The following is a 25,046-nucleotide window of genomic DNA, read 5'->3' on the forward strand; positions in this document are numbered from 1 at the left end:
GGTACGCCGCCAATGCGTGAAGAGCCGCTCCTCGTGCGCTTCTGCCGTGACGGTCACGGGTGTTCCCCTCCCCCCGTGCCCGGTGGGTCGGCGGGGAGGTTCATCTGCTGCCGGAACTGGCAGATGATGGTGGTCAGGCTGTCCTGCACCTCCGGCGGGAGCCCCACCGACCGCAGGGCGATCGCCCGTACGCGCTGATCCCTCATGGCGACGAGGAAGCGGACCTCCTCCTCGACCCGTGCGGCCTGGGAGGCCGACAGGTCGCCCATCAGATAGCCGACGGGCACGGCGAAGAACTTCGCCAGCGCCCGCAGCACGTCCGGGCTCGGGTTGGCCCGCCTGCCGTTGCGCAGCATCGACAGGTACTGCTCGGTCAGCGAGACGCCGCCGTACTCCTCGGCCCCGCGGCTGATCTCCTCGGCCACGTGCCCGTTGGTGTACGGCGCACCCGGCGGGTGCATGTTCGCGAACAGGTAGTTGAGCCGCTGCGCAAGCGGACTGCCCGTCTCACGTGCCGTCCTGTCCGGCCTTTCCCCCCCGACTGCCATCTGCCCCGTCCCCGTTCGCGCGAGCCCTGCGGTCCTGCTGTCCTGCCGTCTTTCACGGCCAGTTAAGCCCGTACCGGCCGCGTTGGGCATCGTGCCACGGGATGCGCGGCGAGCACTAGTCCGCCCCTGGTTACGAGCAGGTGAAGGACTTAACCGGGGGTTGAGGGCGGGGGTGTGGGGTGGGGGGCGGACAGGGCTCGTCCACGGTGAGCCGCAGGGCGCCGGGCAGCGGCGGGGGCTCACAGGCGTCGGGAACCGGCGGGCGGGGCAGCTGTTCTGGGTCCCGACGCAGCATCAGGGCAGTGTTACGGCAGCTGGTCTGCTGCGTCAGGCTCCATGGCGCAGGTATGACACGATGCAGTCCGCCGATTGCTCGTTCGCGCTTTGCGCGGTGCCCGGTTCCCGCATGTGTGAAGCCCTCCGGCTCATCGGGCCGGAGGGCTTCACGTTCTCACGGTCATCAGGAAACCCAGATCGCCAGCGCGACCATAACGCCCGTGGAGAGCAGCATTTGCACATACATGCCGGCAGTGGGCCTGCCGTATTGCTGTGCTCCGCCTTGTCCCCGGCCATGGAAGGCCGTTTTCACGGCCTTCCTGCGCCCGACGCACATGAGAAGGATCGCCAGCAACGCAGCGCAGTAGATCGGGTAGACCTCATTGACCCCGAGGTACCCGACGAGGGTGAGCGCTGCACCGATCGCCATCATCTCCAGCGGGGCAAGTGCCGTCTTGATCTTCTGTCGCCGGGTCTCCATGAGCGGGACGAAGTACGCCAGGAACGCCACGGTCGTGGCGATGCTGATGGCCCACCAGGCAGCTGTGGGAAGGGAGGGGTGGTACATGTCATGCTCCTCGGACCCCTTCCGGGGCCCGCTCGGACGGGCCCCGGAAGAGTTGTCTCATGCGAAGTTGGTCAGTCGAAAAGACTCGAGATCCCGGAGACGATGCGCCTGACGACCCGCACGGACCGGTGTTGTCCGCTGCGGAAGGGAACGCCGGCGTAGTCAAGGGTCCAGTCGGCCCCTTCCTGGATGACCTTCTGGACGTGCCAGTCGTCGAAATATCCCTTGGAGTAGAGCTGCAGCCCGTACGAGAACCCGGTCATGCCCCACCCCCCGTACTTGAACACCTTCGAAGCGCCCTGCGCCGCTTCCCCCCAGGGCCCCACCGGCGGGACCTTTCCGAGCCAGGTGGCGACGAACCCCGAGGCCATCCCCGCATATTTGAGGTACTTTGCCCACTCCTTGGCAGTCTCGTGATTCTTGGGAGAGTCGCTGGCGGTCAGTTTGATCTCGTCGTTGCCGGGGTCGTCGGTCGGCTTGACGGTCGTGTCCTTGTTCTGCACCGTCTGCGTGAGGTCGCCGAAGACCTGCTGCGCCACCTTGGCCATGGCACTGCCCCAGGCAACGGTGGCCGCCGCGGATGCGGCATCCGCGTTCCTGCCCGCGTCGAGTTCGGACTGGCGCGCCATAAGCACCGACTCCTGCGCGCTGGCCGCCGAGGCGACGGCCTGCTCGGCCGACGCCTCGGCCTGGCTGGCCGAGTAGTTGGCCTGGCGGCTGGCCTGACGGGCCGTCGCGGCGGCCTCCTGGGCCTTCTGGGCGGACGCCGCGGCTGCGGCGGCCGAGGCATCAGCCTCACGGGCCTTCTGCTGTGCCTGTTCGGCATAGCCCTTGGCCTCGTTGGCCGACGCCCGGGCCTTGCCGGCCCATTCACTGGCCTCGGCGTCCTTGTGACGGGCCCAGGCGGCGACCTTGTAGGCCTCGAAGGCGTTCTGGTTCGCCAGGGCTGCGCTGCGCGCCGCGTTGGAGATCATCGCCTGGACGGAGGCCACATGGGTCGCGGTGTCCTGGTCGAGCTGTGCGGCCTTGTACTGGACGCGGGCCACGAAGTCGTGCTGCATCGCGACGGGGCCGGCCATCGCCACCTTGGCGGCGGCCTTCACGTTGTCGCCGCCGTCGTTCATGATGCGGAGCGTCTCGACCCGGTCGTCCTCGGCCAGGGCGTCCTGGTAACCGCTGACGAGGAAGGCGTTCATCGCCTTGACGCTGCCGTCCTGCAGGGCCACGCTGCCGGCGTCCTTGACCGCCTTGCCAGCTCCGTCCATGACCTTGAGGACCTGGATGCGGTAGTCCTCGGCCTGGACGTCGTATGCGCCCTGGGTCAGGAACTTCTCCACCTGCGCAGGGTCACCGGCCGCCAGCGTCTTCTGCGCGGCCTGGGCCAGCGTGGTGCTGCCGATCCTGGCGAGGTAGAGGATCTTCTCCCTGTTGTCCTGCTGCTGGGCCTGTGCCCGGTTCGTCGTGACCCACGAGACGACGTCGCTGTCCGTGCCGGAGAGGGCGATCTCGGCAGCCGTTCGTGTCCAGGTGCCCGTGCTGCCCATCAGGTTGACGGCGGCCTTGCGACCGAGGCCGGCCACGGTCCTGCCGTCGGTTCCGGGCGCGGCGGCCTGGTCCAGCAGCTGCTTGGTGGCGTCGTCGACGACGCCGTCCCGCTTCTGCAGGCCGGCCATCCAGGCACGTGCGTTCCGGTCGTCCTTCTTCTGCGCCTCGGCTTCCTCGATGCCGACCTTGGTGTCGGCATCGAGCGTTGCCTTCTCCGCCTCGCGGGCGGTCTTCTCGACGTTCTGCGCCTGCGTGACGGCGTCGGTGGCGGTCTTCGCCGCCTCGATGGCGGCATTGGCGTGCTCAGTGGCCTTGTTCGCCCAGTCGTGCGCCTTGCCCGCCTGGGCTGCGGCCTCATCGGCCGCCTTGGCGGCCTTCTCGGCGTGACCGGCGGCGCTGATGGCCGCCTGGCGGGCCGCACGAGCGGCATCGCCGGCCTGGTTGGCGAGCGCCTGGGCCCGCTCGGCCGCCTCAGTCGCCCGGTCCGCGGCGTCCTTGGCCTCGGCCGCGGCCTGCTGAGCCCGGCGTGACTGCTCGGTCGCCTCGCCCGCATCGGCGCTGGCTTCCGCCGAGGCGGCTGCGGTGGCGGCGGCGTCCTGCGCAGCACGAGCCGCCGCGGCACCGGCGGCGACGGCGTCGACGGTGGCCTCGACGGCGTGTACGACGGATTCGGCCGCGTTGCGCGCTCCGACTGCAGCGTCGCGTGCGTTGTCGGCAGCATGGCGCGCAGCCGCGGCCTGGCTTGCGTCGCCCTCGGCTGCAGAGGCGGCGGAGAAGGCACGTGCGGCGGCCTCTCCGGCAGCCGCGGCGGCGGCAGCCGCGGCGGAGGCAGCGGAGGCGGCCGTACGGGCGGCCTGGACAGCGGTGTTGGAGGCATCGATCGCCGTGCGGGCCGCATCGGCGGCGCCCTCGGCCGCAGCAGCGGCCCGGTTGGCGTACACGCCCGCCCGCTTCAGGTCACCCTTGGCGGCCTGGGTCTCCTGCGCCGCCTTCTGCGCGGCGGCCTTGGCCTTTGCCGCGGCGTCAGCGGCGCGGGCGCCGGCTTCCTTGGCCGCGTCGGTCTCGATCTTGGCCCGCTTGCCCGCGTCCTCGGCCACCTGCGCGAGCTGAGCCACCGTCAGCGATTCCTGGTCGCGCGAACGGGCCAGGTACTGGCCCTTGTCCAGGAAGTCCCGGAGGTCCTGGGCCGACCCCTTGAGCGCGCGGTCCCCGAGCTTCTTCACCTCGGGACCGCCGGAGTTCATGACCTTCAGGACCTCGACCCGGTCGTCCTCCTCCTGGGCCGCGGACAGCCCCTTGGTGAGGAACCCGGTCAGAGCCTCGGGCGAACCGTCCTTGAGCGCGGCGTCACCGGCGCGGCGGACGGCGTCCCCGCCGTTGCTCATCTCCCTGAGGACGGCGACCCGCTGGTCGTCCTTCAGCGGGCCCTTGTATCCGTCCTGCACGAATGCGCGGATGTCCGCGTCCGACCCGCTCAGCGCCTTGGAGGCGGCATCGCGAACGCTGTCTCCGGCGGTACTGAGCATCTTCAGGACGGCGAACCGCTCGTCCTCTGCCCGGGCTCGGTCGAGGCCCTGTCTCAGGAAGGCGTCGATGTCCGCGTCGCTGCCGGTCAACGCCTGTGCGGCCGCGTCCTTGGTGGAGTTCCCCCCGAGGTTCCACGCCTCGACCACCTGGGCCCGGGCGTCGGCCGGGAGCGGCGGCGCGCCGGGGTCGGCGGGTGCGGCCTGTGCCGCCGAGGCGCCGAAGACCGCCACAGCCATGGTCAGGGCTGTTAAGGCGGTGAGTCTGACACGCAGGCCGTTGCGCGGCCGACTCGATATGGAAGTGTTGTCGGTCATATCCCCTCAAAAATTCTGCCAGGACCGAAGCTTCCTGCCATACGCGGCAGTTGGGCCGCGCGCGCAAGATCGTAGGGGAAACCGGCAAGAGGGGTGCATGTGATGTACGGCACCAAGGGCAGTGAACCGCCAGTATCACCAACTAGGCGTGACACCAACGGACTCAGTCGGGTGTGACGGACCCTCAGTAACGTTTCCAGACATCGGCCTCAGGTGATATCAATAGTCCGCCGGTCCGGGTGGCGCGGGGGCAGCAAGTACGCCGTCAGGCCGGGCATTGATACCGGGGGTCCGACCAACTCGTCCCGTTTCCTTGCCGGACAGGCACGCATGCCAGCTTTTCGCCATGCATTTTCTCATCTCTTTCCCATTGCTCTGTTGACAAGGCAAGGATCAATGAGGTCGTTCTCTCGCCTGCTGACCGTCGGCTCCGTCATGACGGTCGCGGCTGTGGCCGGTTCCGCCGACGCCATCGCTGCGGACACCCCGCCCCACACCGTCGAGACCTTCCAGTACCCACAAGCCGACAAGATCTTCAAGGAACGCGGCATCCTGCTGAAGAGCGGCGACGGGCACATCACCCTCGTCACCTGCGACAGTCGCCCCGACCTCATCGAGGTCTCGGCCTCCGGCATGTCCCAGCTCGACCCGGTCGGCAACGGCAGGTACTGCTTCCGGGTCACCGGCAAGTCCGGATACCTGAGCCTCCAACTCCCCCGCGTCTACGGGGCGAAGGGCAACAACTACGACGTGAACGTCCACATGCAGACGGACTCCGAGGACAAGTCGTTCGCGCTGGACAAGAACACGTGGACGTCGGTCGGCAAGACCACCGACCCGCAGGGCCGTGACTTCTCCCTGCTCGAGATCAACGCCAAGAAGTAGTCGGCGCTTCCCGGTTGTTGCACCTTCACTCTTTGCATATTCAAGGAAAAGTCATGTCTCGCAAGACCTCACGCGCCGCATGGACGGCAGGACTTCTCGCCGGATCCCTTGCCTCCGCCGTACTGACGGGCATTCAGGCACACGCCCTCGTCGGCGACGAGGCCAAGGACGGCCAGTACGCCTTCACCGCGAAGCTCACCCTCGGGAACGGGGAGCGCAGCTGTGCCGGCGCACTGGTGGAGAGCCAGTGGGTACTCACGTCCGCCAGCTGTTTCGCAGACGACCCCGCCCAGGACTACCGCGTCCCGGCCGGCGCCCCCAAGCAGAAGACCACGGTCACGGTCGGCCGTACCGACCTCTCGACGGAGAGCGGCACCACGGTCGCCGCCGTCGAACTGGTTCCCCGCGGCGACCGCGACATGGTCATGGTGAAGCTGGCCAAGGCCGTTGAGGGCATCACCCCTGTTGCTCTCAGCACCACCGCACCGCGTCAGGGCGAGGACCTCCGGGCCACCGGTTACGGCCGCACCAAGGACGAGTGGGCACCCGACCGCATGCACACCGGCGTCTTCGGCGTCGACACGGTCTCCGACACCGCTCTCGGCGTCACCGGCAAGGCCCCCGCCGACGCGAGCATCTGCTCGGGCGACAGCGGCGCACCGCTCTTCCGTGAGAAGAACGGTGCCGTCGAGCTCGTGGCGGTCAACACCGCTGCCTGGCAGGGCGGTTGCTGGGGCACGGACGCGAACGAGACCCGCCGGGGAGCCGCCGGATCCCGCGTCGACGACATCACCGACTGGATCCAGCAGACCTACGCGCGCACCCTACTCACGCGGCACGACTGGAAGAACGCCGTCCACCTCGCCTCGGGCCACTTCACCGGCGGTGGCGCCACGGCCGACAGCAAGCGCCGCATGGACCTGTTCGTGGTGTGGAAGGACGGCTCGGCCAGCCTCTTCCAGGGCTCCGACCACAACGACCCCAAGCTCCCCTTCGCCGCCGAGTACCCGATGGAAGGCGCGGGCAGCTACTGGAAGAACGCGGTGGCCGTCACCGGTGGCAAGTACACCGACAACGGCTCCGACGGCCTCACCGTCCGGTGGGCCAGCGGCAAGCTCTCGACGTACACGCACGTCGACGAGAAGGGCTTCCACGACGAGAAGACCCTCGCCTACTCCGAAGATTGGCAGCGCGCCCGCCTGATCACCGCCGGCCGCTTCACCACGAACAACCTGCGGGACGACCTGGTCGTCCTGTGGGACAACGGCTCAACATCGATGTACTCCGACACCGGCAAGAACGGCGTCGCGAAGGAGACAACGCTGCCGCAGGACGGCTGGTTCAGCGCCGTTCAGATGAACGCGGGTGAGTTCACCGGGAAGAAGACCGCCGACCTGATGATCCGCTGGAACGACGCCCAGACCCAGATCCTCCCCGGCGTGGACACCGCCGGCTACCACGGCCGCGTCCAGCTCCGCCCCGAGCACTCGGCCTGGGGCAACGCCGCGCAGATCACGGTCGGCAACTTCACCGACGCGGGCGGCCGTCCCAACGACATCCTCATCCGCTGGAACAACGGCAACCTGAGCTACTACCCGGGCGTGGACGCCAACGGCACGCACTCCGAGATCCAGCTCGTCGGCTGATCCCTCCCCCCATTTCTCTGCATCTCGCAAGGAGTACCTCGATGAACCGCGCCACGTTCCGCGCTGCCGGGGCTTCCGTCCTGATCGCCGCCGCACTCGGCATCGCCGCGCCCGCGGCGACCGCCGTCCCCGTCACGGCCGCGCCGAAGAGCGACACCGGCCCGGCCACGAAGGCGGCGGAGGAAGCCCAGAAGGCTGCCGACGCCGCGGCGAAGGCCGAGGCCGATGCCCGGGCGGCTCAGGCCGCGAAGGACCCGCGCAAGGCAGCCGAGGCCGCTGCCCAGGCCGCGGAGAACGCCCGCAAGGCAGCCGAGGCCGCCGCCCAGGCCGCGTCCGACCCCCGGGCGGCTCGGGCCTCGGCAGAGGCCCGTAAGGCGGCCGAGGCCGCCGAGGCAGCGGCCCGCGCAGCCCGGGCCGAGGAGGACGCCCGCAAGGCGGCCGAGGACGCTGAAACTGCCGCTGAAGAGGCATCCATCACCGCTCCGTACGTGAACGCCCGAACGCTCTACACCGGCACGGGAGTCGCAGCCTCCGTCGCCGTCTCCTTCGACTACGCGTGCGCAGCAGGCACGGACCACGTGAGCGTGTCGGCCACCCTTCCGTCGCCTCAGCACCCCGCGACCACCCGTACGCTCGACGGAGTGAAGAGCGGGCAGGATCTGAAGTGCGACGGCGTCAAGCACACCACGTACGTAGAGTGGATGACCGCAAATGCCCAGCCCGGGAAGGTCACCGTGACCCTCTACGGCATGGACGGTGAAGCCCGGGCCCGGTCCCAGAAGACGCTGAGCCCGGTGGTGGGCATGCCCATCGACGACCTTCGTTCTCACCGCTGACCGAACCTCGACGATCCTGACCGTTGCCGAGCGCCTGGGCCTACCCGGGCGCTCGGCTGTGTGTGATCTACGGTGGGCTGCAGCGCAGTGCGCACCGGCAGCGGGAAAGGGTGGGGAAAGGGGTTGCAAAGCAACTTGCGAGACGGTACTGGAACCATACCGAGGGAGCCGGGAGCCGGGAGCCGGGAGCCGGGAGCCGGGAGCCGGGAGCCGGGAGCCGGGAGCCGGGAGCCGGGAGCCGGGAGCCGGGAGCCGGGAGCCGGGAGATCTGGTGGTGCCGGTGGGCGCCGAGACCCGCCGTTGGCGGACTTTTCCGGGCAAACGGACCCTGGTGACGGCAGCGCGCACGGTCACCTCGGCCGTCCGGCTCCTCGAAACGCTCCCCGCGCTCTTCCGCTCCGACCCGCGCGTCGACGTCGTCTTCGCCTTCGACCCCGGCTCCGCATTCGGTGACGGTGTCCTCGACCTCCTCCACGCGGCAGGCGCCCGGGTCATGCCCTGGGGCCAGCTCTCGCGCACCGCGTGCGACCTCGTCGTCTCCGCGAGCGAGAACATCGACCTGACCGGGGTCGACTGCCCCGTCCTCGTGCTCCCGCACGGCGTCGGCTTCCACAAGCTCGTCCCCGACGCCCGCGGAACCGGACGACGGCTCTCCGGCGTAATGGACGACCCGCGCGCCTGGCACGCCGTCTCCCACCCCGACCAGATCCGCCAACTCGCCGAGCATCACCCGGCCCTCGCGGAACGCACCTTCCTCATCGGCGACCCCTGCCACGACCGTCTGCTGGCGTCACGGATGCTGCGCACGCGGTACCGCGAGGCACTCGGGCTGCGGGAGGGGCGGAAGCTGGTGCTCGTCAGCTCCACTTGGGGAGAGCAGTCCCTGCTGGGCACGGACCCGCTGCTCCCGCAACGGCTGCTGGGCGAGCTGCCGCTGGACGAGTACCGGGTCGCCGCCGTCCTGCACCCCAACATCTGGTCCGCGCACGGCACGTGGCAGGTCCGCGCGGTGGAGGCGGCCGCACTGGACTCCGGGCTGCTGCTGATACCGCCCCACCGCGGCTGGCAGGCCGCGCTCCTCGCGGCGGACGCGGTGATCGGCGACCACGGCTCGGTGACCTTCTACGGTGCGGCGGTCGGCACCCCGTTGCTGCTCGCCGCCTTCGGCGAGGAATCCGTGCCCGGCACCCCCATGGCCGAACTGGGCCGCATCACCCCGCGCCTGGACCCGCACGCCCCGTTCGCGGCACAACTGGAGCGGGCGGTGGCGGAGCACGATGCGGAGCGCATCACGAAGGTGGCGGGCGAGGCCTTCGCCGAACCGGGCCGGTCGCTGGAGCAGTTGCGGTCCGCGCTGTACGAGCTGATGAAGCTGCCGGAACCGGTTGCGGCAGGTGCGCCGCCGCTGCACCGGTGGCCGGTGCCGGAGGCCGGGCCGGGTGAGGTCACGGCGATGTGGGTCCGCACGTCCGGTGCGGATCGGGACGTCACGGTACGACGGTGGCCTGCAGCGGCCGGTGGCGACCAGGACGAGGGCGACGGGGACGCGGAGTTCGGCCACCTCTCCTGTGACGAGGAGGAACAGGACCTGCGGCAGCTCACGAGCGCGTCCGTGATCACCTCGCGGGTACGGGCCGGTTCGGCGGACGCCGCCGTGGGGCGGGCCCGCCGGCTGCTGGACGAACTGCCGGGCAGCCTGCTGGCGGCCGTACCGGTAGCGGGCGGTTCGGTGGTCCTGTTCCGTAACGGCCGCGCGGTGGAGTCGACAGCGACGGACCCGTCCTTGGCCGGGGCCGTGGTCTATGCCCGCTTCCGGGCACGGCGTCCCCTGACGGGAACGGTGACGCTGCGCGTCGGGCGGCACGAGGAGGATCTGACGCTGCGGGAGCACCGGGCGACCGAGGGCTGAGGGCCCGGGGTCACCCCTCCAGACCGCCCAACCGCTTGCGCAGTTCCTCCGCGCGGGGGCTGCCGCCCGCCTCGTGGATCTCCAGCGCCCGCTCCAGGTGACGGCGCTCGGCCGCGCGGTCGGTGCGGCGCCGGGCGATGTCGGCCAGTTCCTCGCAGACTTGGGCCTCGTAGAAGACGGCCTGTGTCGCGTTCAGCATCCCTGCCGCGCGCTCCAGGGTGTGGACGGCCTCGTCCTCGCGCCCCAGGCTGTCGTGTGCGTGACCCAGGGCCGCCAGGGCCCGGCCGGCCATGCGCACGTCCTTCCGCTCGGCGAGCTGCTCGTAGGCCTCTTGCAGGGTGGCCAGGGCTCGTTCGTGCTCGCCGGAGGCGAGCAGCGTGCTGCCCATGAACAGCCGGGCGAGAGCGGCGCCCCGGGGTTCGTCGGCCTCGATGTTGCGCTGGAGGGAGAGCTCGTACCACGTGAGCGCCCGGGCCTTGTCGACGTGGTCCCAGTACCGGCCGGCGAACTCGGGGACGGATGCGCGCAGCACCGGATGTGCGGACTCCTCGGCGAGTTCGACGGCCTTCTCGATCTGCTCCCCGGCCCGGCCGGCATCGCCGACGTCCATCAACGGCCGGGACACCAGGCTGCGGAGCCTCGCCTCGGCGTCCCGGGCGCCGAGGCGCGTGGCGGAGTCGGCGCCCAGGGTGCCGGACTCGATCCAGTCGGCGAGGTGCCGGTGGTGGAAGTAGAGCGCGGTGAGCGATTCGGCGAGCTGCCAGGCCTGTTGGTCGAGGCCGCGGGCGTGTGCGACCCGTACCGCGGCGAGCAGGTCCGTACGCTCGGCTTCCAGCCAGGCGAGCGCGGCATCGCGCGCGCCCGGCCCGGTGAAGGGGTCTTCGTGTCCGGCGAGGACGACGTCATGATCGGTGATCCGCAGCCGCTTGCCCATGATCGCACGGTCGGCGAACGCCGCCCGGACGACGTGGAGGTCGATGACCCGGCGCACCGCGGCTTCCCGTTCCGCTTCGGGCTCGTCCTGCTCCGCGAGGCCGCGCGCGTGCAGGCGTACGAGGTCGTGGAGGGTGTAGCGGAATTCGCCCACGGCATCCTCCAAGAGGCTGGCGTCGTCGAGCTCTTCCAGCAAGGGCTGCGCGGTGGCGACGGAGCACCCGGTCAGGGCGGCCGCGGTCTCCGCGTCGAAGGCCCGGCCCGGGAGCAGCGCGAGTCGGCGGTACAGCCGGAGTGCATCGGCCGTCAGGTCGCTGCAGGTCAGGGAGACAGCTGCGGAGACGCTGCGTTCACCGCCCGCGAGAGCTGCCAACCGGCGGTCCTCGTGGGCGAGTTCGTCCGCGAGCGCGGCGAAACCGAGCCGGGAGCGCCGCGCCAGCCTCGTGGCCACGATCGTGAGGGCGATGGGCAGCCCGCCGCAGAGCTCCACGAGCCGCTCGGCGGCCTCGCGCTCCGCCGCCACCCGGTTCTCGCCGCACACCTTTGCCAGCAGGAGCACGCCGCTCGCCGCGTCGAGGGGCTTCAACGGCATCAGCCGGGCGCCGTCCCCGATCAGCTCGTCGAGGCGTCGGCTGCTGGTGACGAGTACGGCGCTGCCGGGCGCAGCCGGGATGAAGGGCCTGATCTGCGCAGGCTGGGTGACGTCGTCCAGGACGACCAGGAGGGGCCCGCTCCGGGCGGCATGGGTGCGGTAGAGGTTCGTGCGCTCGGCCAGCGTCGCAGGAAGGAAGTCCTTCGTCACGCCGAAGGAGGTGCGCAGGCAGCGGGCCAGTCCTTCGGAGACGTCACAGGCGCCGGACGGCCCGCGCAGTGCGGCGAAATCGACGTAGATCTCCCCGCCTGGGTAGCGGCCGGACTCCAGTTCCACCCACCGCCGTACGACGCTGCTGGTGCCGATGCCCTTCAGACCGCTGATGACGATGATCCGGGTCGGTCCGGTGCCGGGAACCAGCCATTCGCCGAGGTCGAGGAGTTCACCGTCTCGATTGACGAACAGCCCGGTGCAGCCCGGCACTTCGTGCGGAGTCGGCGGCTCGACGGTGCCGCACTGGTAGCAGAGGACCACGTCCCCGCCGGCCTGGACGATGAGTTCTGCGGAACTGCCCTCGACGTGGTTGCAGGACCGGACGTCCGTCACTTGCTGTTCCAGGTGATGTTCAGGTCCCTCCCCTGGATCAGCGGCCCGTCGACCCGCGACCGCGACACCGTGTTCGTCACCCGGCTGTTGTCCACCGACACCTGCAGCCGCGCCGCCCGCTCCTCCCATTCCCGGTACTCCGCGGCGAACCGCGCATCCTGCCGGGCCTGACCGAAGATCAGGGCCGACAGCTCCTGCACCTGTTCGCGGTCCTGCGGGTCGAGCGGCAGCACCAGCGTGCCGCTGTCGCCCTCCTCCTCGCGGCCGCGGCCGAACGCGCGGCGGACGAGGCCCGTCAGGGACTCCCACGCCTGGCGGCCGGCTTCCGTCCCCACGGAACCCGCAGCAGCCGTCACGGCAGTGGTCACCGCACCCAAGGACACCGGATCGACCATCAGTCAACTCCCCCACCCGAGCAGCTCGAACAGCTCATGTCGGGCCCAGGCTACCGCGGGCCCCGGACACGCCTTGTGCGGCGTCCCGGTGAATCCTGTCGTGCCGGGCTCTCGTCACCCGCCTCCCCCGCGTAGGACGATGGCACGCTCGCCTCATCCGACCGTCCTCGCACCAGGGAGGAAACCGTTCATGAGACGTACCGGAAGACCCAAGGCCATACGCGGCTTCACCGCCCTGCTCCTGGCCCTGCTGCTCGCGACCCCGTTCGCCCCGTTCGCCCCGGCCGCCCACGCCGCCGACGGGGCGCCGCACACGCGCGCGGCCGCACGTGCGGCCGGCGACTACTGGACGTCCGAGCGCATGGAGTCCGCCCTCCCCGCCCTCGACGGGCGCCGCGCGGAGCGCACCGGCGCGGCGGAGCCCGTACCGCCCAGCCACCCCTTCAACGGGCTCCCGCAAGTGGGCACGTTCTTCTGGACGGACGGGCACAACACCGGCCGCTTCTGCGGCGGCACCGTGGTGCGCAGCCCGCACCGCGACCTGGTCGTGAGCGCCGCGCACTGCCTGCGCTCGCCCGATCCCAAGAAGCACTTCTCGTTCGTGCCGCAGTACCACGACGGCCTCAAGCCGCACGGCATCTTCCCGGTCGAGCTCATCTACCTCGACCAGCGCTACTACGACCTCGGCACGAACGGCGGCGCGCGCTGGGACTTCGCCGTCGTACGGCTCGGACAGCGCGAGGACGGCGAGGACGTGCAGGAGGCCGTCGGCGGGTTCGACCTGTCCTTCCACCCCGGCTACCGGCACGAGGACGTCCGGCTGATCGGGTATCCGGGCAACAGCGACGCGAAGTACCCCAAGCCCCTCGACTGCCGGTCCTCGACGCACCGTTACACCAGTACGGACCCGGCCGCGCCGGGCGACTTCCTGGAGATCGCGTGCGCGGGCTACATCGGCGGCACGTCGGGCGGCCCGTTCCTGGTGCGCGGCCCCTGGGGCTACGAGCTGATCGGGGTCATCGGCGGGTACCACACCGGCGGTGACACACCGGACATCTCCTACAGCTCGTACTTCAACGACGACCTGCTCGACCTCTACATGTCCGCGGTCGACGGCGAGCCGCCGGCCCACGCCTGACCGCTCCGCTGGGTGCGGCTGTTCTTCGGGTGCAGGCCGCCCGCGGCTGGTCGCGCCCACGCGGCGGAGCCGCTGGGGGTACCTCCCAGCGGTAGCTGGGGGAGTAACGTCCCCGCGCCCCTTCGGGCGCGGGGAACGTACCCGGTCAGCGCCGGTGTGGGTGGCGCGTCAGCGTGTAACCGCCCACGGCCGCGAGCGCGGCGAGGACCGCGCCGCCCACGGTCCACGCCCAGCGGTCCGACCACCAGCTGCCGTTCCAGCCGCCGTCGGGCTCGGCCACGGCCGCGGCGTGCAGCGGTGCACCCAGCTCGCCGCCCCCGGCCTGGGCTCCCCCGGCGTCCTTCGCGGTCGCCTTGACGTCGGCGCGCACGGGCGTACCGAAGTCCGTGGCGGGTGCGTCCGTGGTGGTGAGCCGCAGGTAGTAGGCGCCGGGCAGCGGGTCGTTGGACCAGCGCTCGGCCCACGGCCGTACCGTCCGCAGGGTGCAGGTGAGGGTCACCGTGGCATCCGTCCGCGAGACGCGCTTCGCCGGCTCGCCGGAGGCGCAGGCCTGGCGGCGGCGCAGCCCGTCGAAGAGGTCGATCTGCCAGGTGGCCGATCCGCTGCGCACGGACGCCTCCGGCAGGGTCACCGTCGCGGTGGCCGTGACCTGCTGGCCGGCGCCTGCGGGGAACTGCCAGTAGAGGTAGTCGCCCGTGGAGCCCTGGGCCGTGGCCTGCTCACCCAGTTTGACGGGCGTGGCCGTGCGGAAGGACGTACCGGCCTCGGACGGCGCACTGTCGTCGGCGACGGCGGCCGGGGCCGCCGCGCACAGCGCCGCTCCGGCGAGCAGCGCGGCGGCCATGGCCCGCCGCGTTCGATTGAAGACCTGCCGGTTGAAAATCTGCCGGTTCATCAGTTCTCCCTCCACACCGCGACGCGCCAGCGGGCCAGCCAGCCCCACAGCAGTCCGGCGAGCAGGCCGGTGACGCCGAGCACGGCCAGCAGGATCCAGCCCCGGCCCAGGCCGAAGGCGGCCAGGTCGGAGGGGTTGTCGGGGGACTTCACCAGATCCACGGCGAGTTCGACGGGCAGGCCCGGGTCGCGCTTGACGGAGGCCGGCGCGGAGAAGGAGTGGGAGACCTCCAGGCAGACCGCCTTGCCGTCCTTGCCGTCCTGGTCACCGTTCTTCTTCACCTTGCCCGTCGCATAGCGCAGGCCCGTGGCCATGACGTCGGTGCGTCCGCTGCCGGCGTCGCTGCCCCGGACGAGCTCCTGCCCGTCCTCGCCCACGGCTCTCAGCAGCACGCCGTAGTCCCGGTCGACCTGCCGGTCCGCGGCCACGCTGGCCGAGGCCCGCAGCTCCTGACCGGGCTTCACCTTGACGCGGTACCAGCGGTGCTCGGAGAACTGCTCGCGGTCGGTGAAGACACCGGCGCCGAGCTCGGGAGCGGTGGCGCAGGCGTTGGCGCCCTGGACGGGCTTGACGGTCTCGACAGGGGTTTCGGACCGTTTGACGAGCTGCTTGACGCGGCCGGTGAGCTCCTTGCGGTGGCGCACGGTGGTGTACGTGCCGCCGGTGGCCTCGGCGATGCAGCTCAGCTGCTCGCGGGTCTTGTCGTCATGGGCCAGGCCGAGGGTGTCCACGGTCAAGTGGGTTCCCTTGGCGGCCAGTTCGCGGGCCACCTCGCAGGGGTCGGGCTGGCCGCAGGTGTCCTCGCCGTCGGTGATGAGGACGATGCGGCGGGTACCTCCGTCGGTGCCGAGGTCCTGGTCGGCACCGCGCAGCGCGAGGCTGATCGGTGTCCAGCCGGTCGGCCGCAGGGTGGCGACGGCCGTCTTGGCCTCGGTCTTGTCCACCTTGCCGACGGGGTACAGCTGTCGGCTGTCCTTGCAGCCGATCTCCTTGTCGTCACCGGGGTAGGTGGCGCCGAGCGTACGGATGCCGAGCCGTACGCCGTCCGGCAGCGCGTCGATGACGTCGTCGAACGCCTGCTGCGCGGCGGACATGCGGGAACCGCCGTCGATGTCGCGCGTGCTCATCGAGCCGCTGACGTCGAGGACCAGCTCGACCTTCGGGGAGTCCTTCGGGGGCCCGTCGGCGGCGTGCGCCGGCACCACGCCCCCGGCCAGGGCGGCGAGCAGGGCACACGCACCCGCCGCGAGCCGTCTTGTGATGATCATCCGAGGATCCTAGGGGCGGGCGGCGGTCGGCCTCAAAACGGGTGCGCGGCCTTCAGCACCTCCTGCAGGGAACTGCCCTGTTCGGCCCAGGTCCGCAGCCGTTCGCGATCGATCCAGTGCACGCCGTACCGGTCGCCCCACTCCCTGGCGTCGCGCGTGAGGCCCCCGTTGGTCACCACGACGGCGACGTCCGCGCCGTGCACGGGTGTTGCGGTGCCCTTCACTTCGTACAGCACGTGCGAACCGACCCGCCCGCCGTGCGCGGTGTGCTTGCACTGCGCGACGATCACCCGTCCCGCGGGATCGTTGCCGATCACGTCGGCGGCCTGGTCGCCCTGGCGGCCGACGTGCCGGGCGGCGATCCCGTCACGGATCATCAGGTCCCGGACGGCCAGCTCGAACTCCGTCGGCGTCAGGGCGTCGATGACGGGCAGCGGGAGCCGCAGCCGGCCGAGCCGGGCTGCCCGCTCCCGGTCGGTCGCGCGGCGGCGCGCCCTGCGGACGGCCATGACCAGGACGTAGCAGCCGACGCAGAGGAATACCGACAGCCAGGCGTACCAGCCCGAGTCCGCGACGATCCTCGCCGTCCGACGCACGATGAACGCGAGGAAGACGAGAGCGACGAGCGCCGCAGTGGTCTCGGTACCGGTACGGGGCAGCCCCGGGCGTATCCGCAACCGCCGACGGGTCACGGCGACGCCGTCGCAGGGGCGGAAGGCTGCGGGGCCGGTACGGACGAGGATCCGTCCCCCGTACCGCCGTTGAGCAGTCCCCAGCCGACGACGGCCGCGACGGCCAACGCGATCCAGGCGCCGCCCGTCCGGCGCTGCGGCGGATCCGTGCGGACGCGGACCCAGTGGCCGCGGCGGTAGTAGACCCTGTCCTTGCCCTTGCTCATCACAGGTCCCCTTCCGGTGCCGTCATCACCCGGATGCGTTCGGCGGTGGCCTTGGCCAGCTGCGTGTGCTCCTCCTCGGAGAGCCGTTCGAGGAGGGCCGAGAGGGTCGGGTCGTACCCGCCGTCGTGCGGAGCGGTGCGAGGGTGCGCGGTCACCCACTCCAGGACCTGGCGCACCTCGTCGGGATGGCGCAGGAGCCACAGGGCGACGAGCGCGTCGGGGCCGGTACGGACGGCCTGGAGGTAGAACTCGTACTCCTCGCGACGCTGCGGCGACCACAGCAGCGGCGGGGCACCCCGGTCCTCGCCGGCTCCGGCGAGGACGTCGGCGCTCCGGGTGCCCGAGGCGCAGCAGGCCAGGCCCGAGTTCTCCAGCACCCGCGGCTGGGAGAGCAGTTCGAGCACGTACTGGGGAGTGAGGTCCTGCCCGGTGGCGTCACCGCGCGTGGCCGTGTCCTCGATCAGCCGGTCCAGGTGGTGGCTGACGGCCGCCCAGGGGTCCGCCGGGCGGTTGCCGGTGACGACGGCCCGCGCGGGGTCGGCCACCCACCAGGTGATCTCCAGGGCGACGGGTTCGGTGCCGACGGGCATCCGCCAGCTGCCGGTCCGGGGCGCGGTGTCGACCAGGTACGCCTCGGTGTAGCCGCCGAACGCGGTCCTCAGCAGCGGAATGCGGCCGCCGGGTTCGGACACGGCCCGGTGCTCGCCGTCGGTCAGGACCAGGGCGGTGTGCTGCCGGCGCGAGAGCCGGAAGCGCAGGAGCGCGCCGAGGGGACCGTGCGGTGTCCGGGTCCACAACCGGCCCGCGGCATCTGCGGTTGCGGGGAGGTAGGTGATGGTTGCCATGATCGGCCTTTCTCTGCCGGTCGCTACAGGGAGGCGCGCCAGTCGGCCAGCGCCTGGGCCGCCTTGCGGCTGCCGGGTGCCGGCTGTGCTCGTTCGAGGTCGGTGAAGAGACGGAGGACCCCACCGCGCAGGTGCGGCGCGAGCCGGTCGGCGAGGTGCTCCATGACCCGGGCACGCAGCGGGTCGGTGACGGCACGCCGCTGCCAGTCCAGGAGCGCTGTGCGGGCGGTCTCGAAGGCGGCGGGCTCCATGAGCGCGGTACGGATGAGCTCCAGTCCGGGAGGCAGTCCGCTGTCGGAGAGCAGGTGGCGGGTCCACCACTCCCCCGCCTCCCCGGACGGGCCCGCAGCGCGCAGCAGTTGGGCCACGGTGGCGCAGGCCGCGCGGCGTTCGGGGGTGCTCTGCGAGCGCGACCACTGGAGGAGGGAGGCGGTCACCCGGGTGCGGTTCGCCTCTTCGGCGAAGAGGGCCAGCACCGCACTGCGGACGGCGGTTTCGACGGTGGCGGACTCCTCGCCCGGACCGGTGAGGACCGCGTGCAGGAGTTGCAGCGCGGTCTCGGGCCGTGCCAGGCCGAATTCGGTGGCGCAGGCCAGGGCGACGGTGCAGCGCCGGGCCACGACGGGGCTGCGGCTCCAGCCGCGCAGCCGGGCCTTGATGGCGGTGGCGAGCACGGGGTGGGTCGACGCGGCGCCCAGCGCGCGGGCTGCCATCCGCCAGTCGCCCGGCCTGTCGGATCGTGCGAGCTCCTCGGCGGGTCCGAGCGCCCGGTGGCCGGAGCTCCACTGTGCGAGCTGCCCCAGGATGAATCCAGCACGGTCGGCACGGCCGTCCGCTGCCGGTGTCTGCCGGAGCCATTCGACCAACAGGCCGTACGCCTCCCGGTATTCGCGCCAGACGTACTCCAGGAGGGCCCGGCCCTGCAGGTGGCGGACGAAGGCCACGGGCTCGGTGACATAGCTGTACGTGGACGTACTGCGCACCTGTTCGTCTGCCCGGTAGGCCTCGATGGCCGTCAGGCGTTCCCGCCGTGTCCTCGCGAACGCGAATCCGCCTGCGGCGGACGGTGCGTCGGGCTCGTGCTCCCAGCCGCCGACGTGCAGCCGGCCGGCAGCGAGGGCCAGCAGACGTTCCGCCTCTTCCTCCACGATCGCGTGGTCGAAGTGCTCGAAGACGCATGTCGACAGCAGCAGGGCGAGGTCCTCCGCACTTCCCCGGACCGCACCGAGCAACTGCGGTGCGCGGTCGGCCGCGGTGAAACTCAGGTGTTCCCGCAAGCTGCCGGCGTGCGTCTCGCCCTTTGCGGTCCGGACGACTTCGGTGACGATCTCGACGACCCGGGCGGGGGCCAGGTGGGGCTTCAGGATCTCGTCCAGCAGCCCGTCGGGCAGGGCGGCAAGAGCCGCTTGCCTTTGGCCGGGGCCGGGGAGAGCGGTGGCGAGCCACGCTTCGAAGACCGCGCGCGAAGGCGGCGGCACGGCGCGTACGGGCTCGGTGTGCAGGGTGTCGCCGAGGTGGGCGAGGATGCCCGGCGTCGCCCGGACGACGACGACCATGCAGGCGTCGGCACGCCGGAGTTCGGCCTTCAGCCTGTCCAGGGCTATGGCGTCCAGGCCGGTGACCCTCGCGTCCAGAAGGCCGTCGACGAGGTATCCACGGGCCTGCGTGCTCCCCGCGGCCCAGACGGTCAGGTCCGCATCGGCTTCGACCGCACGCAGGTCGAAGCTTCGGGTGTACCTCTGCAGGAGGTTGAGCGCTCCGGTCCGCCGTCCGGTTCCGGCCTCGCCCGCCAGGAAGACCACGCGGCCGTCCAGCCGCTCCATCGCCGCGGCGAACCAGGGCGGTTCGGCGAAGCCCTTCATGGCCAGTGCCGTCTGCTCCGCGGAGATGGGGCCTTCCCGCAGTTCGACCGACTCCGTCTGCGCGAACACTCCCGAGCCGAGGTGTTGTCCGCCCTGCACCAGGTCCGCGAAGCTGACGAACCCGCCGACGTTCCAGATGTTGACCTCGTCGTACCGCTTGACGAGGTCGGCTTCTGTCTCTGCTGCCGTTGTCATCGCTCGGCCCTGTCGGCACCCGTGTCGGGCCCGAAGTGGGCGTGCTGGCCGCCCCGTACATCACCAGTGTTGAAGAAGCCACGGTTGTTGTGACTGTTGATCGTGGTGCCCTGCCGACGGGGCTCCCGCTCCGGTTCGGGCTCGGCCACCCGCTCGCCCGAAGCCGGCGCGGGCGCATCGGGCCCGGCCTCCCCCAGGATCCGCCGGTCGTAGAGGCTGCCGGAGGGCGTGGGCACGTAGAGCCACGCCAGCTGGTGGAAGTTCTTGCCCTCCACCGTGGCCGGCACCTCGATGAAGTGGTCGGGATGGCGGCGGGTGTAGCCCGACAGCACGGCGTCCTCGAAGACCCGGTGGGAGAGGATCGCCGCGACCTGGGTGATGCTCTCGCTGGACGCGGCGAGCATGGCCCGGACCGGGCGGGAGTCCAGCAGCCGGTGGGTGTCGTTGCGCGGGGTGCCGTTGCCGTCGCCGGGAGCGCCGGAGTCCGGGAGCGGCCCCACGTGCAGACTGGCGCGGAGCCGCAGGCGCCGGGTGCCGGTCGCATGGATGTTGTAGTCGGTGAGCAGTTCCTGGAGTTCGGCCAGGAAGGGATGGACGACCCGCGGCAGGACCGCGGGATCGAAGCCGAGGACGTAGCCGTCGCCGGTGTTGTTCGCGAACTTCCGGTCCTGCCAGACCTGTCCGAGCCCGGCCCGCTCGAAGGCCTGCCCGAGGAGTTCGGGGATGATCGTGGTGAGAGCGACGTGATCGACGGCAGGCCGTCCGGTGAAGTCCTTGGCGTCCACGGCGAGGATGCCGCGGTAGGGCGGCAGGTCCCGGCTGACGCTCCACGGCGCGGGGGCGGGATTCGGCGTGACATTCTCGGACACGGGCAACTCCTCTGCTGCTCAAGGGCCTTGTCCAGGCGCCCTCAAGGCTGCTGCAGCGAAGGTCTGCGGAGTGCACTGCGCGTGCACGGGGCACGTGACGGTCGTCACGCGGTCAGTGATCGTGGCCGCCCGCCACCGCCCGCAGTCCGGCCAGGTCGTGGATGACGATGCTCTTGCGCTCCGCGCCGACGATGCCGGAGCCGATCTCCCGTAGCCGGGCACTGACCGTGTTGCGGGAGACCCCCAGGTACAGGGCCAGGTCCTCCCTGGTGACGGCCAGTTCGGGCACCCGGTCGCCCGCGGCGGCGGCCAGCGAGAGCAGCGCCTCGGCCATGCGCTCGCGCGAGCCGCCGTAGCAGGCACGGGCCCGGTCCGCCTCGCGCAGGCGGGTCAGGGCGTGCCGGGCCAGGGTCGGGGACAGCCCGTGCTCGTCCACGAAGCGCGTGAAGCGGTTCTTGGTGATGACGGACACCGTGCAGCCGGAGATGGCCAGTACGGAGGCCAATCGGGCCTCGCCCTCCTCCAGTACCGCCGCCTCGCCGACCACGTCCAGCGCGCCGCGGAAGGCGAGCACCCGCCTGCGCCCGTCGCGCTCCCGGCGTTCGACCTTCACCACGCCCTCGACGACGGCCAGGACGTGGGTACCGGGGTCGCCCTGCCGCAGCAGCACGTCCCCGGCCCGGTGCCGGCGCAACGCGCCCTCGCCGACGAGGGCGCGCCACACCTCCTCCCCCGTCAACTGCGCGAGTGCAACCCCCAGTACCTCCATGGGGCAGCACTCTAGAGTGCGTCGACTGCGGGCTCGTCATGGCCGGTCGCGCCCCGTCAGGGGCGCGGGGAACTGCGCGACCGGCCACACCCGGCCCGCAGCCCGTCACGCACCCTCTTCGAGGTCCCCCTCGGTCTCCAGGAACGCCTCCCGCAGACCCTCCAGGGTCTGCGGGTCCGGCTTGGCCCACATCCCCCGGCTCTCGGCCTCCAGCAGCCGCTCCGCGATGCCGTGCAGGGCCCAGGGGTTGGCCTCCTGGAGGAAGGCGCGGTTCTCCGGGTCGAGGACGTACGTCTGGGCGAGCTTGTCGTACATCCAGTCGGGCACGACGCCCGTGGTGGCGTCGTAGCCGAACAGGTAGTCCACGGTGGCGGCGAGTTCGAAGGCGCCCTTGTAGCCGTGGCGGCGCATGGCCTCGATCCAGCGGGGGTTGACCACGCGGGCGCGGAAGACGCGGGAGGTCTCCTCGACGAGGGTGCGGGTGCGGACCGTCTCCGGGCGGGTGGAGTCGCCGATGTAGGCCTCGGGGGCGGTGCCCCTGAGCGCCTTGACGGTGGCCACCATGCCGCCGTGGTACTGGAAGTAGTCGTCGGAGTCGGCGATGTCGTGCTCGCGCGTGTCGGTGTTCTTGGCGGCGACCGCGATGCGCTTGTACGCCGTCTCCATCTCCGCCCGGGCCGGGCGGCCTTCGAGGCCGCGGCCGTAGGCGTAGCCGCCCCAGGTCGTGTAGACCTCGGCGAGGTCGGCGTCGGTGCGCCAGTCGCGGCTGTCGATGAGCTGGAGCAGCCCGGCGCCGTAGGTGCCCGGCCGGGAGCCGAAGATCCTTGTGGTGGCGCGGCGTTCGTCGCCGTGCTCGGCGAGGTCGGCCTGGGCGTGGGCGCGGACGTGGTTCTGCCCTGCGGGCTCGTCCAGCGAGGCGGCGAGCCGCACCGCGTCGTCCAGCAGGCCGATCACGTGCGGGAAGGCGTCTCGGAAGAAGCCGCTGATGCGGAGGGTGACGTCGATGCGGGGACGGCCCAGTTCCTCCAGCCCGATCGGCTCCAGACCCGTCACGCGCCGCGACGCGGCGTCCCACACCGGGCGGATGCCCAGCAGGGCGAGGGCCTCGGCGACGTCGTCACCGGCCGTGCGCATGGCGCTCGTTCCCCACAGGGACAGGCCCACCGAGGTCGGCCAGTCGCCGTTGTCGGTGCGGTAGCGCTCCACCAGGGAGTCGGCGAGGGCCTGTCCGGTCTCCCAGGCGAGGCGGCTGGGGACGGCCTTGGGGTCGACGGAGTAGAAGTTGCGGCCGGTCGGCAGGACGTTGACGAGGCCGCGCAGGGGGGAGCCCGACGGGCCGGCGGGAACGAAGCCGCCGGCGAGGGCGTGCACGGCGTGGTCGATCTCGTCGGTGGTCGCGGCCAGCCGCGGCACGACCTCGCGGGCGGCGAACTCCAGGATCGCGGCGACCTGTTCGCCGTGCTCGGTGGGCACGGCCGCCGGGTCCCAGCCCGCGTCCTCCATGGCCTGGACCAGGGCGCGCGCCTTCTCCTCCGCCTCGTCGGCCGTGGTCCGCGTCGCGGCGGACTCGTCGAGGCCGAGGGCCTCGCGCAGGCCGGGCAGGGCGGCGGTGCCGCCCCAGATCTGCCGGGCGCGCAGGATGGACAGGACCAGGTTGACGCGCTCGGGGCCGGTGGGCGCGTTGCCCAGGACGTGCAGGCCGTCGCGGATCTGGGCGTCCTTGACCTCGCACAGCCAGCCGTCGACGTGCAGCAGGAAGTCGTCGAAGCCGTCGTCCTCGGGACGCTCCTCCATGCCGAGGTCGTGGTCGAGGCGGGCGGCCTGGATCAGGGTCCAGATCTGGGCGCGGATGGCCGGGAGCTTGGCCGGGTCCATGGACGAGATCTGGGCGTATTCGTCGAGGAGTTGCTCCAGGCGCGCGATGTCGCCGTAGGACTCGGCACGGGCCATCGGCGGCACGAGGTGGTCGACGAGCGTGGCGTGGGCGCGGCGCTTGGCCTGGGTGCCCTCGCCCGGGTCGTTGACGAGGAACGGGTAGACGAGCGGGAGGTCGCCGAGGGCGGCGTCGGGGCCGCAGGCCGCGGACAGGCCGGCGTTCTTGCCGGGCAGCCACTCCAGGTTGCCGTGCTTGCCGAGGTGGACCATCGCGTCGGCGCCGAAGCCGCCGTCCTCGCGGGTGGCCGCGATCCAGCGGTAGGCGGCCAGGTAGTGGTGCGAGGGCGGCAGGTCGGGGTCGTGGTAGATGGCGATGGGGTTCTCGCCGAAGCCGCGCGGCGGCTGGATGAGGACCAGCAGGTTGCCGCGGCGCAGGGCGGCCAGCACGATGTCGCCCTCGGGGTTGCGGCTGCGGTCGAGGAACATCTCGCCGGGCGCGGGCCCCCAGTGTTCCTCGACGGCCTCGCGCAGTTCGGCCGGGAGTCGGTCGTACCAGCGCTTGTAGTCGGCGGCCGGGATGCGGACGGGGTTGCGGGCGAGCTGCTCCTCGGTGAGCCAGTCCTGGTCGTGGCCGCCGGCCTCGATGAGGGCGTAGATGAGCTCGTCGCCGTCGCCCGACTCCAGCCCGGGAACGGGCTCTTCGGCCTCGTTCCCGAAGTCGTAGCCCTCCGCGCGCAGCCGGCGCAGCAGCGCGACGGCGCTGGCGGGGGTGTCGAGACCGACGGCGTTGCCGATGCGTGAGTGCTTGGTGGGGTAGGCGGAGAGGACGAGGGCGATCCGCTTCTCGGCGGCCGGGATGTGGCGCAGGCGGGCGTGGCGCACGGCGATGCCGGCGACGCGGGCGGCGCGCTCGGGGTCGGCGACGTAGGCGGGCAGGCCGTCCTCGTCGACCTCCTTGAAGGAGAACGGGACGGTGATGATGCGCCCGTCGAACTCCGGGACGGCGACCTGGGTCGCGGCGTCGAGTGGGGAGAGGCCCTCGTCGTTCTCCTCCCACGCGCTGCGCGGCCCGGTCAGGCACAGGGCCTGCAGGACGGGCACGTCCAGGGAGGCGAGGGCGCCGGCGTCCCAGGACTCGTCGTCGCCGCCGGCCGAGGCATCGGCGGGCTTGGTGCCGCCCGCGGCGAGCACGGTGGTGACGACGACGTCGGCCGCGCGCAGGGCGTCGACGAGTTCGGGCTCGGGGGCGCGCAGCGAGGCGACGTACAGCGGCAGCGCCCGGCCGCCCGCGTCCTCGACGGCACCGCAGAGGGCGTCGACGAAAGCGGTGTTGCCGCTCATGTGGTGGGCACGGTAGTAGAGCACGGCGACGAGCGGGCCGTCCGGGTTCGCCGCCTTCGGGGTGCGCTCGAGCTCGCCCCACGAGGGGGCGGAGGCGGGCGGTTCGAAGCCGTGGCCGGTCAGCAGCACGGTGTCGGAGAGGAACCGCGCCAGCTGGTCGAGGTTGGCGGGCCCGCCGTGGGCAAGGTAGGCGTGGGCCTCGGCGGCGATGCCGATGGGCACGGTCGAGTGCTCCATCAGCTGGGCGTCGGGCGCCTGTTCACCGGTCAGGACGACGACGGGCCTGTCCCCGGCGAGCAGCAGGTCGAGCCCTTCCTGCCAGGCGCGGACGCCGCCGAGGAGCCGTACGACGACGAGGTCGGTGCCCTCCAGCAGAGCGGGCAGCTCTTCGCGGTCCAGCCGGGCGGGGTTGGCGAGCCGGTACGGCACCGGTCCGCCGGCCGCGCGGGCGCTGAGCAGGTCGGTGTCGGACGTCGACAGGAGAAGGATGCGCATGCTGCGGCTGGCCTTC

General features: G+C 71.7%; 19 protein-coding genes. 5 read left to right on the forward strand and 14 right to left on the reverse strand.

Features of this window, described 5'->3' with window-relative positions:
• Positions 1 to 53 precede the first annotated feature (53 nt).
• From ACMATS_RS06975 to ACMATS_RS06985, 3 genes are all read right to left on the reverse strand, one after another.
• Positions 54 to 548 (reverse strand): helix-turn-helix domain-containing protein, encoded by a 495-nt coding sequence (locus ACMATS_RS06975; RefSeq protein WP_390779651.1) that lies wholly within the window; start codon positions 546 to 548, stop codon positions 54 to 56.
• A 460-nt stretch (positions 549 to 1,008) separates the two neighbouring features.
• Entirely contained in the window at positions 1,009 to 1,392 is a 384-nt protein-coding gene (locus ACMATS_RS06980) for a hypothetical protein (RefSeq protein WP_414167313.1), read from the reverse strand.
• Positions 1,393 to 1,463: 71 nt separating this feature from the next.
• Positions 1,464 to 4,778 carry an ALF repeat-containing protein gene (locus ACMATS_RS06985; protein WP_414167314.1) on the reverse strand — a complete coding sequence of 1,105 codons (3,315 nt, stop codon included), beginning with the start codon at positions 4,776 to 4,778 and terminating at the stop codon, positions 1,464 to 1,466.
• A gap of 396 nt (positions 4,779 to 5,174) precedes the next feature.
• Here ACMATS_RS06985 and ACMATS_RS06990 point away from each other — a divergent pair, with 396 nt between their 5' ends.
• The 4 genes from ACMATS_RS06990 (at position 5,175) to ACMATS_RS07005 (ending at position 10,054) form a co-directional block, all read left to right on the forward strand.
• Positions 5,175 to 5,663 carry a hypothetical protein gene (locus tag ACMATS_RS06990; RefSeq protein WP_414167315.1) on the forward strand — a complete coding sequence of 163 codons (489 nt, stop codon included), beginning with the start codon at positions 5,175 to 5,177 and terminating at the stop codon, positions 5,661 to 5,663.
• Between the two features lie 53 nt (positions 5,664 to 5,716).
• Positions 5,717 to 7,309 carry a S1 family peptidase gene (locus ACMATS_RS06995; RefSeq protein WP_391156672.1) on the forward strand — a complete coding sequence of 531 codons (1,593 nt, stop codon included), beginning with the start codon at positions 5,717 to 5,719 and terminating at the stop codon, positions 7,307 to 7,309.
• Between the two features lie 41 nt (positions 7,310 to 7,350).
• Positions 7,351 to 8,145: a hypothetical protein gene (locus tag ACMATS_RS07000; protein ID WP_391156674.1), complete on the forward strand. Its 795-nt coding sequence runs from the start codon at positions 7,351 to 7,353 to the stop codon at positions 8,143 to 8,145.
• 331 nt (positions 8,146 to 8,476) lie between these two features.
• Positions 8,477 to 10,054, forward strand: a complete 1,578-nt coding sequence (locus ACMATS_RS07005; RefSeq protein WP_414167316.1) for a hypothetical protein — start codon at positions 8,477 to 8,479, stop codon at positions 10,052 to 10,054.
• Between the two features lie 10 nt (positions 10,055 to 10,064).
• Here ACMATS_RS07005 and ACMATS_RS07010 read toward each other — a convergent pair whose 3' ends face one another.
• Entirely contained in the window at positions 10,065 to 12,185 is a 2,121-nt protein-coding gene (locus ACMATS_RS07010; RefSeq protein ID WP_414167317.1) for an NB-ARC domain-containing protein, read from the reverse strand.
• Positions 12,182 to 12,580 carry a hypothetical protein gene (locus ACMATS_RS07015; protein ID WP_414167318.1) on the reverse strand — a complete coding sequence of 133 codons (399 nt, stop codon included), beginning with the start codon at positions 12,578 to 12,580 and terminating at the stop codon, positions 12,182 to 12,184. Before ACMATS_RS07015 ends, ACMATS_RS07010 begins: the two co-directional genes overlap by 4 nt.
• 190 nt (positions 12,581 to 12,770) lie before the next feature.
• On the opposite strand from ACMATS_RS07015, the gene ACMATS_RS07020 reads away from it, so the two are divergent.
• Positions 12,771 to 13,718, forward strand: coding sequence for a trypsin-like serine peptidase (locus ACMATS_RS07020; RefSeq protein ID WP_414167319.1), 948 nt, complete (start codon positions 12,771 to 12,773; stop codon positions 13,716 to 13,718).
• 145 nt (positions 13,719 to 13,863) lie between these two features.
• Here ACMATS_RS07020 and ACMATS_RS07025 read toward each other — a convergent pair whose 3' ends face one another.
• From ACMATS_RS07025 to cobN, 9 genes are all read right to left on the reverse strand, one after another.
• Entirely contained in the window at positions 13,864 to 14,613 is a 750-nt protein-coding gene (locus ACMATS_RS07025; RefSeq protein WP_414167320.1) for a hypothetical protein, read from the reverse strand.
• Positions 14,613 to 15,881 (reverse strand): VWA domain-containing protein, encoded by a 1,269-nt coding sequence (locus ACMATS_RS07030; protein ID WP_414167321.1) that lies wholly within the window; start codon positions 15,879 to 15,881, stop codon positions 14,613 to 14,615. The genes ACMATS_RS07025 and ACMATS_RS07030 overlap by 1 nt, the downstream gene beginning before the upstream one ends.
• A gap of 32 nt (positions 15,882 to 15,913) precedes the next feature.
• Positions 15,914 to 16,573, reverse strand: a complete 660-nt coding sequence (locus ACMATS_RS07035) for a restriction endonuclease (RefSeq protein ID WP_414167322.1) — start codon at positions 16,571 to 16,573, stop codon at positions 15,914 to 15,916.
• Positions 16,570 to 16,779 carry a hypothetical protein gene (locus ACMATS_RS07040; protein ID WP_414167323.1) on the reverse strand — a complete coding sequence of 70 codons (210 nt, stop codon included), beginning with the start codon at positions 16,777 to 16,779 and terminating at the stop codon, positions 16,570 to 16,572. The genes ACMATS_RS07035 and ACMATS_RS07040 overlap by 4 nt, the downstream gene beginning before the upstream one ends.
• Positions 16,779 to 17,624, reverse strand: a complete 846-nt coding sequence (locus ACMATS_RS07045) for a hypothetical protein (protein ID WP_390779664.1) — start codon at positions 17,622 to 17,624, stop codon at positions 16,779 to 16,781. The genes ACMATS_RS07040 and ACMATS_RS07045 overlap by 1 nt, the downstream gene beginning before the upstream one ends.
• Before the next feature lie 23 nt (positions 17,625 to 17,647).
• Entirely contained in the window at positions 17,648 to 19,681 is a 2,034-nt protein-coding gene (locus ACMATS_RS07050) for a hypothetical protein (RefSeq protein ID WP_414167324.1), read from the reverse strand.
• Positions 19,678 to 20,550, reverse strand: a complete 873-nt coding sequence (locus ACMATS_RS07055; protein WP_390779666.1) for a hypothetical protein — start codon at positions 20,548 to 20,550, stop codon at positions 19,678 to 19,680. Before ACMATS_RS07055 ends, ACMATS_RS07050 begins: the two co-directional genes overlap by 4 nt.
• Before the next feature lie 112 nt (positions 20,551 to 20,662).
• Positions 20,663 to 21,319 (reverse strand): Crp/Fnr family transcriptional regulator, encoded by a 657-nt coding sequence (locus ACMATS_RS07060; RefSeq protein ID WP_414167325.1) that lies wholly within the window; start codon positions 21,317 to 21,319, stop codon positions 20,663 to 20,665.
• Between the two features lie 105 nt (positions 21,320 to 21,424).
• Positions 21,425 to 25,030 (reverse strand): cobaltochelatase subunit CobN, encoded by a 3,606-nt coding sequence (gene cobN / locus ACMATS_RS07065; protein ID WP_390779668.1) that lies wholly within the window; start codon positions 25,028 to 25,030, stop codon positions 21,425 to 21,427.
• Between the last annotated feature and the right edge of the window lie 16 nt (positions 25,031 to 25,046).

This window comes from Streptoverticillium reticulum, from assembly GCF_047456005.1.
Classification (GTDB): domain Bacteria; phylum Actinomycetota; class Actinomycetes; order Streptomycetales; family Streptomycetaceae; genus Streptomyces; species Streptomyces reticulum.